Origin of the sequence: Tolumonas lignilytica (assembly GCF_000527035.1) — a bacterium.
Lineage (GTDB): Bacteria > Pseudomonadota > Gammaproteobacteria > Enterobacterales > Aeromonadaceae > Tolumonas > Tolumonas lignilytica.
In genome coordinates, this window is record NZ_AZUK01000002.1 from 146598 (window position 1) to 161138 (window position 14541).

Consider the following 14541-nt stretch of genomic DNA (forward strand, 5'->3'; position numbering starts at 1 on the left):
GGATTACATATAGATGATAGTAGAAAAATTGTCAAATAATCACGTAATTACAATTAGTTAGTTATCAATGGTGTGAACAGATGAAAATCTTATTGGTTGAAGATGATGCGCTATTACTCAATGGATTACAAAAGGCATTAGTACAACAACAATACTGCTGTGATGTTGCCAATAGTATCAGTGAAGCTCGTCGTTACACATTGAACGATTATGATTTATTGATTCTTGACCTTGGCTTACCCGATGGTGATGGCTTATCGCTATTGAAAACATGGCGTCAGCAGGGGTGTGTTCTCCCGGTCTTAATCCTTACCGCTCGGGATTCTCTGGATGATCGAGTCAAGGGGCTTGATTCAGGGGCGGACGACTATTTGGTTAAGCCATTTGCACTTGCAGAATTACAAGCACGAGTGCGTGCATTGATGCGGCGGCGGTTTGAAAAAACAGAAAATGCCCTGCAATTCGGTTCGCTCAAGTTAGATATGAATCATCATCAGGTTTGGCAAAACGGCAATGAATTAACGCTAACGCGCATGGAATATGCCATTTTGCGGCGGCTTATGTTGCATGCGGGGAAAACAGTTCAGCGTGAGCGTTTACAACAGGATTTGTATGACTGGACGGACGAGATCGGGTCAAATACATTAGAAGTTTATATACATCACTTACGGCGTAAATTGGGGTCTAATTACATCAAGACCATACGTGGAGAGGGGTATCGTCTTGAATCGCAGGCTGAATAGTTTATCCCGCCGATTATTACTCAGTTTAGGTGTGATTATTTTTATCACACAAACACTTACCATTGCGTGGTTATTGCACGAAGATCGGGAATTATTAGCCACTACGCTACGCAATATCGGACAACCGGAATCAACGATACATCAGCTTCATGGCACCAATAAAGAAATGCTGAGTGCGTTGTTGGTTCCTACTGCAATCGAGTTTCTGATGAGTTTGGCTGCGGCCGCTTTCATGATCAGCTGGATCGTGGCGCCATTAAAAAGACTGACGAACCAATTACAGCAACGCACTGTAGAACAATGGCAACCCTTTGATGCAGACAGCAATAGCAAGGAAGTGATTGCGATTACTGGTGCATTGAACGGTTTAATGCTTAAGCTGCAACAGGCTTTTCAGCGCGAGCGTCAATTTACAGCGGATGTCTCCCATGAGTTAAGAACTCCCATAGCCGGAATACGCTTGAATCTTGAGCTGTTAGCGTTACAACATCCGGAAGAAATTAAGCCACTGATCGCCCGATTGGACAGTATGCAACATACCATTGAGCAACTACTGACTATGGCTCGTATGGAACAGCAAATGGTGATGGGTTTACAGACACAAGTGGATTTGGTTCAGGATGTTGTGCTGCCATTAAAGAATGAACTGGCCGAAATGTTGCGTTCTCAAGAGCAGACCTTGCAGATCGATTGCCCCAGCTCTTTGACAGTCGAGGGGGATGCGACACTATTACGGATGTTGTTGCGTAATCTTATTGGAAACAGTAATCGATATGCTGATCAGAATTCAGTCGTGACGATTACCGTTGAAATGGTAAATGATCAGCCTGCGTTGATGGTGACAGATATGGGCGCGGGGGTTGAAGACTCTAAAATAGCGGCATTAACAGATGCGTTTCAGCGATTTGATCAACGGGGGAACGGAATTGGTCTGGGTCTCAACATTGTGGCTCGGGTTTGTGCGTTGCATAGAGCAAATCTACACATTGAAAATCATCATGCACCCAAAGGTTTAAGAGTGGAAATTATCTTCCCGAATGAAGATAAGAAGGGCTGAGTATCTCAGCCCATTGTCGTTATCTAGCTATGGTATTGTTCACACGCTTGAAGTGTATTTTCGATCAGTGTTGCCACTGTCATTGGACCAACACCACCAGGCACAGGCGTAATATATCCTGCACGCTGTTCTGCAGTCGTATATTCCACATCACCGACTAATTTGCCATTCGATAAGCGGTTGATCCCAACATCCAGCACAATTGCGCCCGGTTTAACCCATTCACCAGGAATAAACTCGGCTTTCCCCACAGCAACAACCAGAATATCAGCCTGTCTGACAAACTGTTCCAACCCCTTGGTAAAGCGGTGACAGGTTGTCGTGGTGCATCCCGCGAGTAACAATTCCAGAGTCATCGGACGACCGACGATATTGGATGCGCCAATGATAACGGCGTTCATTCCTTTCAATTCAAGACCGGTACTTTCCAGCAGCGTCATCATGCCTTTGGGGGTACAAGGACGCAGGGCAGGGATACGCTGTGCTAAACGGCCAACATTATATGGATGAAAACCATCAACATCCTTATTCGGCAGAATACGTTCAATTACCTGTGTTGAATCAAGATGGGCAGGCAACGGAAGCTGAACCAAAATACCGTCCACAGTCGGATCACTATTGAGCGTATCAATCAGGGATAAAAGTTCATCTTGTGTGGTCGTAGCTGCTAAATCATAAGATTTAGAAATAAAACCAACTTCCTCACAGGCGCGGCGTTTACTGCCGACATAAACCTGAGACGCCGCATCTTCACCAACCAGCACAACGGCCAGCCCTGGTGCTCGTAAACCAAGCGCCTTACGTTCTGCTACACGGGCAGCCACACGCTGACGCACAGACAGGGCAATCGCTTTTCCATCAATGATTTTTGCAGACATACCTTCCACTCACCTTGCTTTGCTAACGCTATTGTCGCATTTTTTTTACAATAAGGTTAGTGCATAAACAAAAGGTTACCTTGGTCGTTCAATATGTGAACGGTTAGTGTTTTTTCACTAAAAAGCGTTTGACGATATAGGGGGGAGTCTATAATATTCGCCTCCGTCGTCGGACGCCTTCGACAGAGTAAATAATCGGTGATTAGCGCAGCCCGGTAGCGCATCTGGTTTGGGACCAGAGGGTCAAAGGTTCGAATCCTTTATCACCGACCACTTTCTTCCAGTGCGCCCTTAGCTCAGTTGGATAGAGCAACGGCCTTCTAAGCCGTGGGTCACAGGTTCGAATCCTGTAGGGCGTGCCAAAAGGCGATAGTTGTTCGGCTTCAAAGATGGCGAGACAACACGGTTCGATGGTGGCTATAGCTCAGTTGGTAGAGCCCCGGATTGTGATTCCGGTTGTCGTGGGTTCGAGTCCCATTAGCCACCCCAAAATTTGGCATCGCGGAAGTGGCGAAATTGGTAGACGCACCAGATTTAGGTTCTGGCGCCGCAAGGTGTGAGAGTTCGAGTCTCTCCTTCCGCACCATGTCAAATTAAGCAAATAACCAGCCCTGAGCTGGTTTTTTTGTGCCTGAAATTTATGAATCATGTCGGCCAGATATCTAATTGAATGGATGACCAGTTTGATAACCAGTGGGTTAGAAATAAAAAGCCTGAAGGTTTCTTCCAGGCTTTTTTTGATCGACTTGCGATAATTAACTGTGCTGACGGCAATTCGCCATGAAATCAAGCTCAGGATGATAGGTCGAAGCAGTAATATTCATCAATCCCATCAGACTATGCGACAGATAGTCGTGAGATATGTCTTTTGATACCGCCTCCTGATGCAAGCAATCCGTGTTAATTTGGTTATCTTTTATATAACTATCGGATAGCCAAAGTAAGGCGGGAACATGGGTTTGCTCTGCCGGTGCCAGTGCATAAGGGGTTCCGTGCAGATATAGCCCTTTCTCACCGAGCGATTCACCATGATCTGACATATAAAGCATGCTGGTATCATAGTCACGATCATGAGTTTTTAATATATCGATGACTCTCGAGATGATGTAATCCGTATAAGCAATTGTATTATCATAAGTATTTACTAGCTCATCGTGATTGCAGTTCTGGATGTCGCTGCGTTCGCAATCGGGGGTAAATAGCCGATGATTGTCGGGATAACGACGAGAATAGGTTGGCCCGTGGCTCCCGATAAGATGTAAAACAATCAGGCTGGTTTTACCGTTTGCTTGATTGAGCGCTTGTTCCAGTTGGGGCAACATGATTTCATCAAAGCAGTATTTACCATCACATAATGGCGATTGGGTTTTGATATCAATTTCAAGCGTCGGCACTCTCGCACAGACCCCTTTACAGCCACTATCATTATCAAACCAGCGCACATTCACTCCAGCCCGCTGGATCACGTCCAGAACATTGTCCTGATTATAGGCCCGGTTTTCTTCGTAATGTTCTTTGCCCATGAATGAAAACATGCAGGGAACCGAAAGGGCAGTATATGTGCCACAAGAAGAGACATGCTGGAATGAGATCAGGCCGTTTTTAGCCGTAAATGGGTTGGTGTCCCGAGAATAACCATTATACCTATAGTTCATGGTGCGAGCCGTTTCGCCCAAAACCATGACGGTGAGGTTGGGTTTAGCGTTAGGAATGGTTGCACTTTGTTTAGCATCCAGCCCGAGTTTTTGATAGACCAACGGCGTGGTGAAATAAGTTTCCTGAGTATATTTGTAACTACTCCAGACATATTGTGTTGGCACAATATATTTCTGCAGGAATTTATTATTACGACCTATCGCGGCGTAATCCTGATAATAGAAAGATGCAATAATTGCTAATCCAAGTAGAGAAATACCAATTAAAGCCGTTTTCGTTAAAACTTCTTTCAGCAATGGTTGATATTTAATCTTGGTTTTAATAATCAAATAGACTGGCAGTAGCCCGGTCAGAAAAAAAGAAACAATCAGGTTGAGATTCAGATAACTGGAGGCTTCTGACCAATTCGTCTGCGTTGAGTTTTGAATCATTCCATAGTCAAACATAGTGCCATAGACCAGTCCACCATAGAAAACAAATGATGAGGTGATGGTCAGCAGCACAAAAATCGGTTTTGTGATGTATTTAATGGTGAACAGGGAAAAGATAATCGTTAAGCCGAATAGAACAAAAAACGGAATTGAAACAATAAATCCAGTCTTTATGTTCTCAATTGAGCTTATTACTTTCCATGTCTCACGGAAAAATGGAAGATTGAATATTAAGGTGAAATAGCTTGCAAGTAGTAATGTAAAGTGCTGACTTTTAACGGTAAATCTAAATGACACTGTATGCCCTGTATAATAAATGCGCAACCCGAATGGTATATAATAACCTGTAAATCGTAATTTAATAATAAGTATTTATTTTAGATCTGCATTATGCTAATGCCGAACCATTTAACTAATGGTTCGGCATTAGGTTTAGCAAAGTTGAATCGAAGAAAGTTTATCGGTTAGCCTTCAATCTCGATCAGTACATCGCCCGGATTGACACGATCCCCTTTGGCTACATGCACGGCTTTCACCTTGCCGGAGATTGGCGCCATGATTTCAGTTTCCATCTTCATTGCTTCTGTTACCAGCAGTGGCTGACCTGCTTTTACGCTATCGCCTTCTTTCACCAGTACATCAACAATATTACCCGGCATGGCTGTGCTGACATCCCCTGGAGATGTAGCCTGTTTCCGTTTACCGCCAGAGGCTGAACCGACGTAATTATTGAGTGGTTCAAATACCACTTCTTCCGGCAAGCCATCAATGGACATGTAGAAATGGCGTTTGTTGTCACTCTTAATGCCAATCCCGGTGATATCAATGTGATAAGACTCGCCATGTACATCGATCACGAATTCAGTCGGCATTCCTTCTTTGGCAACGGTCTGTGCAGCCTGTGAGTCTGGTTGTGGCAGTAATACTTCCGGTGTCAGCGTTCCGTTTTCCCGATCCTGCAGGAATTTCCGACCGATATCCGGGAACATGGCAAAGGTCAGTACGTCTTCTTCTGATTTGGCCAATGCACCGATTTCTGCGGTCAATTTGGCCAGTTCTGGTTTCAGCAGGTCGGCAGGGCGGACATCAATGACTTCTTCATTACCAATCGCCTGACGTTGCAATGCGGCATTGACCGGTGCCGGAGATTTACCGTAGCGCCCCTGCAGGTACAGTTTCACTTCGTTGGTGATGGTTTTATAACGCTCACCTGCCAGCACGTTGAAGACTGCCTGTGTACCAACGATCTGAGAGGTTGGTGTCACCAGTGGCGGATAACCCAGATCTTTACGCACACGCGGAATTTCATCGAAGACTTCATTGATGCGACTCAGAGCACCTTGTTCTTTCAGTTGGTTAGCCAGATTGGAAACCATACCACCCGGCACCTGATTCACCTGAACGCGTGTATCGACACCTGTGAAATCACTTTCATACTGATGATATTTTTTACGGACCGCGTGGAAATACATGCCAATTTCCTGCAGCAATTCCAGATCCAGACCGGTGTCGTATTCAGTGCCACGTAATGCCGCCACCATGGATTCAGTCGCCGGGTGGCTGGTGCCCCAGGCCATGCTGGAAATCGCGGTATCGATGTTATCCGCGCCATTTTCTATGGCTTTAAGCTGACACATGCTCGCCACACCCGCAGTATCGTGCGAATGAACAAAAATCGGCAGATCAACCGCGGCTTTCAGTGCTTTCACCAGATCACCGGTGGCATAAGGGGTCAGCAATCCTGCCATGTCTTTTACGGCAATCGAATCGACACCCAGCGCAACCAGTTCATGAGCCTGAGCAACAAACGCATCAATGGTGTGAACCGGGCTGGTGGTATAGCAGATGGTTCCCTGTGCATGTTTGCCGGCTTTTTTAACGGCGCGAATGGCAGTCGCCAGATTGCGCACATCGTTCATGGCATCGAAGACACGGAAGACATCGATCCCGTTGTCAGCAGCTTTGGCAACAAAGGCTTCTACCACGTCATCACTGTAATGGCGATAGCCGAGCAGGTTCTGGCCGCGCAGTAACATTTGCAGACGGGTATTAGGCAGCGCCCGACGTAACTGACGCAGACGCTCCCACGGATCTTCTTTCAGAAAACGCACGCAAGCATCAAAGGTTGCGCCGCCCCAGACTTCCAGTGACCAGTAACCTACTTGATCCAGTTTGCTGCAGATCGGCAGCATATCTTCGGTACGCATACGCGTGGCCAGTAACGATTGGTGTGAATCGCGCAGAATGGTATCGGTGATGGTAATTTTTTTGCTCATGTTCAATTCTTCCTCGTTCGGAGTTCCGCTCTGAAATACTTATAGTCCGGCGTATGCCGCGATTGCCGTTGCAATAGCGAGAGCCAGTTGTTCCGGGCTGCGTTTTTCTGAATATTCAAGCAGTTCTGGATGGTTTTCCACAAAACTGGTATTGAACTCGCCGGTTCGGAATTCAGGATTACGCAAGATTTGTTGGTAGTAGGGGGTGGTTGTTTTCACACCATGCACCCGCATATCATCCAGCGCACGCAGACCTCGGGCTAATGCCTCTTCCCAGGTCAGTGCCCAGACCACCAGTTTCAGACACATCGAGTCGTAGTAAGGGGGGATCACATAACCGGTATAGATAGCGGTATCTGTGCGTACCCCCGGACCACCCGGTGCGTAGTAGCGGGTTATTTTGCCGAAGGAGGGGAAAAAATTGTTTTTCGGGTCTTCTGCATTGATACGGAATTGCAGTGCAAAACCCTGATGTCGGATGTCTTCCTGTTTAATTGATAACGCCAGACCGGAAGCAATACGGATCTGTTCACGTACGATGTCGATACCGGTAATTTCTTCGGTAATGGTATGTTCCACCTGCACACGGGTGTTCATTTCCATGAAATAAACTTCATCACCTGTCAGCAGGAATTCGACGGTCCCGGCATTTTCGTAACCGACCGCTTTTGCAGCCCGGACTGCCAGTTCACCGATGTAGGCGCGCTGTTCAGGGGTCAGTTGCGGGCTGGGGGCGATTTCGATCAATTTCTGGTTGCGGCGCTGAATTGAGCAATCCCGCTCGTATAAATGCACGGTGTTCCCAAAACTATCGGCAAGGATCTGCGCTTCAATGTGTTTGGGGTTAACGATACATTTTTCCAGAAACACTTCCGCAGAACCAAAAGCCTTGGTTGCTTCCGAAATAACACGCGGATAGGCCTGTTCCAACTCTTCGCGACTATTACAGCGGCGAATACCGCGACCACCGCCACCGGACGTGGCTTTCAGCATGATGGGATAGCCAATACGTTCAGCTTCGCTGATGGCCTGAGCCAAGTCAGCTAGATTGCCTTCTGTGCCCGGTGTGCATGGTACGCCGGCAGCGATCATGCTGCGGCGGGCTTCGGTTTTATCACCCATACGGCGAATAACTTCAGCACTCGGGCCAATAAATTTTACGCCATGTTCAGCACATAACTCGGCCAGTTGTGCATTCTCTGACAAGAAACCATAACCGGGATGCAGTGCATCACAACCAGTTTCTACGGCCAGACTGACCAAGCGTTGTGGGCTGAGATAACCCGCCAGCGGATCTGCACCCAGAGGGTATGCCTCATCGGCTCGTTTGACATGGAGAGCATGACGATCTGCATCTGAGTAGACGGCAACTGAGCGAATACCTAATTCGGAACAAGCACGAACGATGCGGACGGCGATTTCACCCCGGTTGGCAATCAGAATTTTTTTGATCACGAAAACTGCCTCCTTGACTGTTCATTAATGAACGATTCCTAAACATCTTAACCCTACGTCGAATCAGGAATTAATTTAAATTAATTCTTATTGTGTTTACTATAAGTAATTACTTATTCATCTGGAGGGGAGATGCGAAACTCATTGATGCGTATCACATTACGGCAATTACAAGTGTTTCGTGCTGTTTGTGAGCAACTTTCCTATAGTCGCGCAGCAGAAATAATGGCATTGACTCAACCGGCTGTTAGTTTACAAATCCGTCAGTTGGAAGAGTTAATTGACCATCCCTTGTTTGAATATGTCGGTAAGAAGCTTTATCTGACGGCGGCGGCGGAACGACTGCTGCTAGCTACCACAGATATTTTTCAGCGACTTGATGATTTGGATATGGAGTTATCAGATTTACGTGGCTCTCTGAAAGGTCAGTTGCGAATTGCGGCGGAATCCAGTGCAAAATATCTGACTCCACATCTGTTGGCTGCCTTTCAGCAGCGATTCCCAGATGTCAGCCCATTACTCCGGGTGGTAAACCGGGCGCAAATCATCCGGCGTATTGCGGAGAATCGTGATGACGTGGTGATCATGTCGTTAGTACCGGAAGACATGGCGCTGGAATTTATGCCTTTTCTGAACAATCCAATCGTTGTCGTGGCGCCGCCGTCACATCCCTTATGTCAGGATCGGAACGATGAATTGACGCTGAAAGATCTGCAGGATTATCCACTGCTGATCCGTGAGCCCGGATCGGGAACGCGCAAAGCCTGTGAGGAGTTTTTCCAGCAAAAACGGGTACATTTTGCGCGGACGATGGAGCTTAATTCTCATGAAGCCCAGTGTGAGGGGGTTTTGGCAGGCTTAGGCTTGGCGTTTTTACCTCGTCATGCCGTTTATCGCGAGTTACAAAGTGGCGATTTGAAGGAGTTATCAGTCAAAGAGTTACCACTCTATCGTAGTTGGTGTCTGGTACATGCGCGGGGTAAACGTTTGTCGCCGGTGATGGAGGCGTTTATTCAATTTATTCGCACCGAGCGTAGTGTGATCAGCCAAATTGCAAAGCGATTTGAAGTAGAAAGCAAAGAATGAGTTGGAAATGGGACCAGCCAGTAAAACAACCTGCAAATGGCTGGTCACTTTAATAGAATAAACAATTTAGAGTGGCAACTTATCTTTAAGGCAAATAGTGCGGAGTGCATCCAGATGATGCTGGTGCTCTGCTTTAACCGTTTTAAATCGTTCGATAATTTCTTTGGTCGCCGGAGATAACAATGCGGCCTTATCGGCAGGTAATGTATCGAGGTAGAACAGGGCTTTAGCATCATCCATCGGGATTGGTGTTCCTGTTGCGATCAGATAGAAGACTTTATGCCGATTTGATCGTGATTCATGATCGAACAAAAAAATAGCAGCATGTGCCTGCAGATTGGTTTCTTCTTTAAGCTCCCGAATGGCGGCTTCCAGACGGGATTCCCCTCTATTGGCCTGGCCGCCGGGTAATAGCAGCATCCCGTGGGCCGTTTCGGTTAGCAAAATCCCCTGATCACACTCCACAATACAGGTTGCCCTTCGGGGTTTGAAATGCATGCTCATATTGTTGTACTCCTGTTTAATGCTTTGGATTAAAAGAATTTCCCTCATTATTATTAGGCTTTATAGCAAAAGTCTATGAACTTCTCTGGAGTTAAACGAGCATCTATGTCATCAGAAATGGTGAGGTCATATTCAGCCGGTATGTGTTAGTTCATCAAATATTTAACCTTAAGTTTGACTCGACCTCTGTAATCAGCGAGGCAGGGACATCTTCGGCTGTGGCGAGGTTGCGCCAGTTTGCAACTGTTTCGATGGTTTCATCCAGAATGTTGTTGATCCGTTCTTTGGTAAAGAGCGGGCTTAATTTATTCAGGGAGTAAAAATCCTGACGGGTAAAGTTGTCGCGTTTACCATTCAAGCTCATCCAATGACTGTTAACCCATTTACTGCCGGGTTTATAGCTGTAGGCTAAGTCATAGGCCGGGGCGAGGGACCATTTATTTCCCGTAAACATAAATGCAAAGTTTTTAGAATGGTCGTCATGATTTCTGGCGACAATATTGAAGGTCATTCTGCGCAGTAATTGCTCTGCAGCCGATGCGGGCAGTTTAAGTTGTCTGGCTACAGAGAAAAGCTCCGCATAAGAGAAAGAGCCTGGCTTTTTGTAGTCAATGTGGGCCATGCCATTTAATGTTTGGATGTGTATTTTTTTATTACCAAGGCGGTCAAAACGCTGCGTGATAAAATGCCTGCGTTTTCCTTCGTGCAGCAACTGGCAGGGCATCATGTCAATACCACACGCTTTTGCCATCAAATGATAGACATACTCCATGGCGCCAAACCCTAAAGGGTCACCGAAAGTCTCTTGATTCTTATTGTGTTCGCTGACCCCATCAAATTTCATCAGATAGTGCGTAAACCCTTCGGGAACATTAGCCTGCCCGGAGCGGACCTGAGAAAAGGTGTCATTAAAGGCCAGCACGGCTTTGGGTCGTGCGCCGCCTGCGCTCATGCCAACCGAGAGCAAAGACAGCATGGCTTCCCGGTCTTCCTGACCATCTTTGTTGAGTTCAACGGTAAAGCTCCCGCGGGAGTCTAATATTTCTTGGGCAATAGAAACCAAGGATTCAATTTCGACCTGCTTTGAGGCATTCAGACTTTTTACTTTGGTGGCGGGTGCGTATTCCAGCGCCCCCATACCGCGCTTCCCTGTATATTGCAGTCTCTGCAAGGGGGAGATTTCATCCGGTGATTTACCTTGTGTGGCAACCCATGCATTCAGTACGGCGTTACCAAAATCATCCGGTAGTGAATCAGCAATCAACCCCGGTAACCCTTTGAAGGTATTAAAATCCAGCTCTGGAAAGCTGTAGATACGTCTAGCCAAAGGCATTTTAAGTGGAGCCAGTTCGATGCCTTGTCTGATAAAACCGGGTTCATATTCAAAGGCACCAACGCCCGTTTCGGTATCAAAACTGACCGCACCAACTTCATATTGCTGGTAGGTGACATTGATAACTTCCATTACCATTCTGGCGTATCCTCGTCATTATGCTTTCTTTGTCTGGAGGCGCGTTGACGCTTTTTCCCTTGTAATTTGGCCAGTTGAAGGGGCGAGATTTCCTGCTTGGGGAGGAAAAGATCCAGCTGTGCTGTCAAATCCAACGCGACCATGATGGCAACAAAAATATCTAATGGCACTTTTCCTTTTTCTGCATTGAGGATGGTTTTTCGTGTGACTCCCACGATTTCTGCCACTTCGGCCTGAGTTAGGTCGTGATTCAGTCGAGCCTGCTTAAGGCGCTCACCCAGTTCTTCTGCAATGGCTGTGGCTGATTTCTCTCTCATATTTAATGCTCCTATTTTTGAACATTAATTATATTTTTTTGCTTAATGTAATTAATTTAGCACATTAAAGTTATTTAATCATTATTACTTTTTAATGTGCTTTAAATTGCACATAAATACTATTTTTTGACTTTATGTGCCTAATGAGGTTCCTTATTGATAATCGATTATTGAGCTGGTGGGGTATGGTAGTGGAAATAGAAACGAGGTATTCAGAAAGGCACATACAAAAAAGCCCGTGGATTACTCTCACGGGCACATAAACAATAACAACGATTAATGAAATTACAGGGCAAGTTCTAAAATGGCTTTGACGTCTTGCGGAGTAATATCGGCTCTTTCACCCAATTGCACATGGCCATGTTCTTCCAGTTTGGCAACAACGGCAGGGATCACGGAGCGATCCAGACCATAGTCACTCAAACGGGTTTTCACGCCCATTTGTTCAAAGAACTGGCGGGTGTTTTCAATGGCTGCGCTTGCTCGGGCATCGTCATCACCTTCAGTGATGCCCCAGACGCGTTCTGCATATTGCAGTAATTTGGCTTTCTTCGCTTCTTTCTTATAAGTCCAAACAGCCGGAATCACGATGGCCAATGTCTGACCGTGGTCTAAGCCATATAAACCGGTAATTTCCTGACCGATCAAATGGGTTGCCCAATCGGCAGGCACACCTGTTGACAACAGACCATTCAGCGCCATGGTGGCAGACCACATCAGGTTTGCACGGATATCATAATCGGATGGTGTTTCCAGCGCTTTCGGGCCATCTTCCAGAATATTCAGCAACAGACCTTCCGCCAGACGATCCTGTACCTTGGCGTTGACCGGATAAGTCACATACTGTTCAACGATATGTACGAAGCTATCGACAACACCGTTTGCAATCTGACGTGGCGGCAGACTGTAGGTGGTTGTTGGATCAAGCACCGAGAATTTTGGATAAACATGTTCAGAGAAGAAAAACAGTTTGTCTTGGGTGGCAGCTTTGGTAATGACGGCGCCATTGTTCATCTCTGAACCGGTCGCAGCCAGTGTCAGTACACAGCCTAATGGTACGGCTTGAGTCACTTTGGCACCATAGGTTTGAATAATTTCCCATGGATCATTGGGGTATAAAGCGGCGGCAGCAATGAACTTAGAACCATCGATGACGGAACCACCACCCACAGCCAGAATGAAGTTGATGTTTTCCTTTTTCACCACTTCAACAGCTTTCATCAGGGTTTCAAAATGCGGATTGGGTTCAATGCCACCGAATTCAAAATAGGTAGTACCTTCCAATGCGGTGAGAACTTGATCCATCACCCCATTTTTCTTGATGCTACCGCCACCATAAGTAATGAGGACTCGGGCATCAGCAGGCATTTCATCACGGATTTTAGCGATTTGACCCTGACCAAAGTGGATCTGGGTGGTATTGCGGTAACTGAAATTGTTCATGGGAATTCCTTCATCACGAATAGGGTACGGTGACATCATTCATGTCTTCGAACACTATTATTACGATGAAACATGCGCTTCAGAATGAATTAATTCTGATTTTAGTATTCCTGTTTTTGGAATAATCACTTTCTTTGGCATGGTTATTCAATCTCAAGTACTCTATTTGAAGGCAAACGCATGACTGACATGGCTTGATTCGTGCTAAAGACTCTGATGTTGGCACATTTAGATGGCATTGAAACGGAACTGCCTTCTGAAAAGCCAGCGAAAGAAACTGATTTAGAAGCAGTTTTCTAGGCTATCCGCCAGCCTTATAATTGATGGATTGAATTGAAGAGACTTTTCTATGCCCCGATCTGAACTTGCCCAACGTATTTACCATCAGCTGGAACAGATGGGTCCGAAAGAACGTCAATTAGCTGAATTTCTGCTGACACATGAATCAGAATTGGCAATTTACTCCAGTGCCGATATGTCGCGATTGGCAAAAGTGTCGAAACCGGTCGTAAGCCGTTTCTTCAAACGTCTGGGCTATGAAGGATTTGCAGAGGTACGGCAGGGGCTCCGTATTCAACAGACGTCTGGTTCGCCGTTATTATCGGATCAGCAACCGGCTGACATCGGCACGTTGCTGAGTAATCATCAGGCGCAGGAAGCGAGGAACTGGCAGCAGACCCTGAATGATTTGCAGCGACTACCGCTGGAACAAATCATGCGAACCATTTGTCAGGCCCGACAGGTGAAGGTGATTGGTTTTCGTAATAGCTATCCGGTGGCGTTGCACTGGCGGCAACAGTTATTACAGCTCCGTCGTTCCGTTGATGTATTACCGCAACCGGGCCAGACCTTGTCGGAAGAGCTCAGTCAGCTCACCGAAGATGATTTAATCATTTTGATTGCGATGCGTCGCCGCCCTGAACTGATCAAACGTTTAATGCAGTGGGTGGGTAAATCGCCGGTGAAGTGCTTATTAGTGACAGATCCTTCCGGTTTAGAACATGCTGCCTCAGCAGATTGGACGATGACATGTCATCAGCTCAGCCCCGGTGGTTTCGCCAGTTATGCCAGTGCGATGGCGTTGGTGAGTGTGGTTTCGAATTTGTGCCTGCAGTTACAGTCAGACGACAGCAGTGTGCAGGCGATTGATGCCGTGTTTGATGAGTTAGATGAACTGGAACCGACATTCAGCTAACAAAGAGCTGCATCCAGTTTTGTTCTGAT

12 protein-coding genes and 4 tRNA genes are annotated in these 14541 nt (G+C 46.4%); 8 read left to right on the forward strand and 8 right to left on the reverse strand.

The window, feature by feature from the left end; all coding sequences use genetic code 11:
* Window positions 1-80: 80 nt before the first annotated feature.
* Window positions 81-743: a two-component system response regulator PmrA gene (locus H027_RS0115690; RefSeq protein WP_024873388.1), complete on the forward strand. Its 663-nt coding sequence runs from the start codon at window positions 81-83 to the stop codon at window positions 741-743.
* On the forward strand, window positions 724-1800 hold the full coding sequence (gene pmrB / locus H027_RS0115695) for a two-component system sensor histidine kinase PmrB (RefSeq protein WP_051449050.1): 1077 nt from the start codon (window positions 724-726) through the stop codon (window positions 1798-1800). The genes H027_RS0115690 and pmrB overlap by 20 nt, the downstream gene beginning before the upstream one ends.
* Window positions 1801-1823: 23 nt before the next feature.
* Here pmrB and folD read toward each other — a convergent pair whose 3' ends face one another.
* Entirely contained in the window at window positions 1824-2678 is an 855-nt protein-coding gene (gene folD / locus H027_RS0115700; protein WP_024873390.1) for a bifunctional methylenetetrahydrofolate dehydrogenase/methenyltetrahydrofolate cyclohydrolase FolD, read from the reverse strand.
* A gap of 196 nt (window positions 2679-2874) precedes the next feature.
* Between folD and H027_RS0115705 the strand changes: the two genes are divergently transcribed.
* The 4 genes from H027_RS0115705 (at window position 2875) to H027_RS0115720 (ending at window position 3264) form a co-directional block, all read left to right on the forward strand.
* Window positions 2875-2951, forward strand: a tRNA-Pro gene (locus tag H027_RS0115705).
* 12 nt (window positions 2952-2963) lie between these two features.
* Window positions 2964-3040, forward strand: a tRNA-Arg gene (locus H027_RS0115710).
* Window positions 3041-3091: 51 nt separating this feature from the next.
* Window positions 3092-3167 (forward strand) — tRNA-His (locus H027_RS0115715).
* Window positions 3168-3179: 12 nt separating this feature from the next.
* Window positions 3180-3264: transfer RNA gene (locus H027_RS0115720), tRNA-Leu, on the forward strand.
* 169 nt (window positions 3265-3433) lie between these two features.
* On the opposite strand, the gene H027_RS0115725 is transcribed toward H027_RS0115720, so the two are convergent.
* The 3 genes from H027_RS0115725 to H027_RS0115735 form a co-directional block, all read right to left on the reverse strand.
* Window positions 3434-5089, reverse strand: a complete 1656-nt coding sequence (locus H027_RS0115725) for a phosphoethanolamine transferase (RefSeq protein WP_237657987.1) — start codon at window positions 5087-5089, stop codon at window positions 3434-3436.
* A gap of 140 nt (window positions 5090-5229) precedes the next feature.
* Window positions 5230-7041, reverse strand: a complete 1812-nt coding sequence (gene oadA / locus H027_RS0115730; RefSeq protein ID WP_024873392.1) for a sodium-extruding oxaloacetate decarboxylase subunit alpha — start codon at window positions 7039-7041, stop codon at window positions 5230-5232.
* Between the two features lie 39 nt (window positions 7042-7080).
* Complete coding sequence (locus H027_RS0115735; protein WP_024873393.1) at window positions 7081-8496, reverse strand: acetyl-CoA carboxylase biotin carboxylase subunit; 1416 nt, start codon at window positions 8494-8496, stop codon at window positions 7081-7083.
* 132 nt (window positions 8497-8628) lie between these two features.
* Between H027_RS0115735 and H027_RS0115740 the strand changes: the two genes are divergently transcribed.
* Window positions 8629-9582: a LysR family transcriptional regulator gene (locus H027_RS0115740; protein ID WP_038150069.1), complete on the forward strand. Its 954-nt coding sequence runs from the start codon at window positions 8629-8631 to the stop codon at window positions 9580-9582.
* A 66-nt stretch (window positions 9583-9648) separates the two neighbouring features.
* Here the strand turns inward: H027_RS0115740 and H027_RS18545 are convergent, their stop codons facing one another.
* From H027_RS18545 to H027_RS0115760, 4 genes are all read right to left on the reverse strand, one after another.
* A complete protein-coding gene (locus tag H027_RS18545; protein WP_024873395.1) occupies window positions 9649-10086 on the reverse strand; it encodes an NUDIX hydrolase in 438 nt (145 codons plus the stop codon).
* Window positions 10087-10240: 154 nt separating this feature from the next.
* Entirely contained in the window at window positions 10241-11557 is a 1317-nt protein-coding gene (locus tag H027_RS0115750; protein ID WP_024873396.1) for a type II toxin-antitoxin system HipA family toxin, read from the reverse strand.
* Entirely contained in the window at window positions 11551-11874 is a 324-nt protein-coding gene (locus tag H027_RS0115755) for a helix-turn-helix transcriptional regulator (protein WP_024873397.1), read from the reverse strand. Before H027_RS0115755 ends, H027_RS0115750 begins: the two co-directional genes overlap by 7 nt.
* 285 nt (window positions 11875-12159) lie before the next feature.
* Entirely contained in the window at window positions 12160-13317 is a 1158-nt protein-coding gene (locus H027_RS0115760) for an iron-containing alcohol dehydrogenase (RefSeq protein WP_024873398.1), read from the reverse strand.
* 349 nt (window positions 13318-13666) lie between these two features.
* Here H027_RS0115760 and H027_RS0115770 point away from each other — a divergent pair, with 349 nt between their 5' ends.
* Entirely contained in the window at window positions 13667-14512 is an 846-nt protein-coding gene (locus H027_RS0115770; protein WP_024873399.1) for a MurR/RpiR family transcriptional regulator, read from the forward strand.
* Window positions 14513-14541 lie beyond the last annotated feature (29 nt).

Excerpts from the sequence above, each read along its gene's own strand:
- H027_RS18545 (WP_024873395.1), bottom strand. The coding sequence starts at position 10,086 with ATGAGCATGCATTTCAAACCCCGAAGGGCAACCTGTATTGTGGAGTGT.
- H027_RS0115690 (WP_024873388.1), top strand. The coding sequence starts at position 81 with ATGAAAATCTTATTGGTTGAAGATGATGCGCTATTACTCAATGGATTA.
- H027_RS0115770 (WP_024873399.1), top strand. The coding sequence starts at position 13,667 with ATGCCCCGATCTGAACTTGCCCAACGTATTTACCATCAGCTGGAACAG.
- oadA (WP_024873392.1), bottom strand. The coding sequence starts at position 7,041 with ATGAGCAAAAAAATTACCATCACCGATACCATTCTGCGCGATTCACAC.
- H027_RS0115740 (WP_038150069.1), top strand. The coding sequence starts at position 8,629 with ATGCGAAACTCATTGATGCGTATCACATTACGGCAATTACAAGTGTTT.
- H027_RS0115760 (WP_024873398.1), bottom strand. The coding sequence starts at position 13,317 with ATGAACAATTTCAGTTACCGCAATACCACCCAGATCCACTTTGGTCAG.
- H027_RS0115755 (WP_024873397.1), bottom strand. The coding sequence starts at position 11,874 with ATGAGAGAGAAATCAGCCACAGCCATTGCAGAAGAACTGGGTGAGCGC.
- H027_RS0115750 (WP_024873396.1), bottom strand. The coding sequence starts at position 11,557 with ATGGTAATGGAAGTTATCAATGTCACCTACCAGCAATATGAAGTTGGT.
- folD (WP_024873390.1), bottom strand. The coding sequence starts at position 2,678 with ATGTCTGCAAAAATCATTGATGGAAAAGCGATTGCCCTGTCTGTGCGT.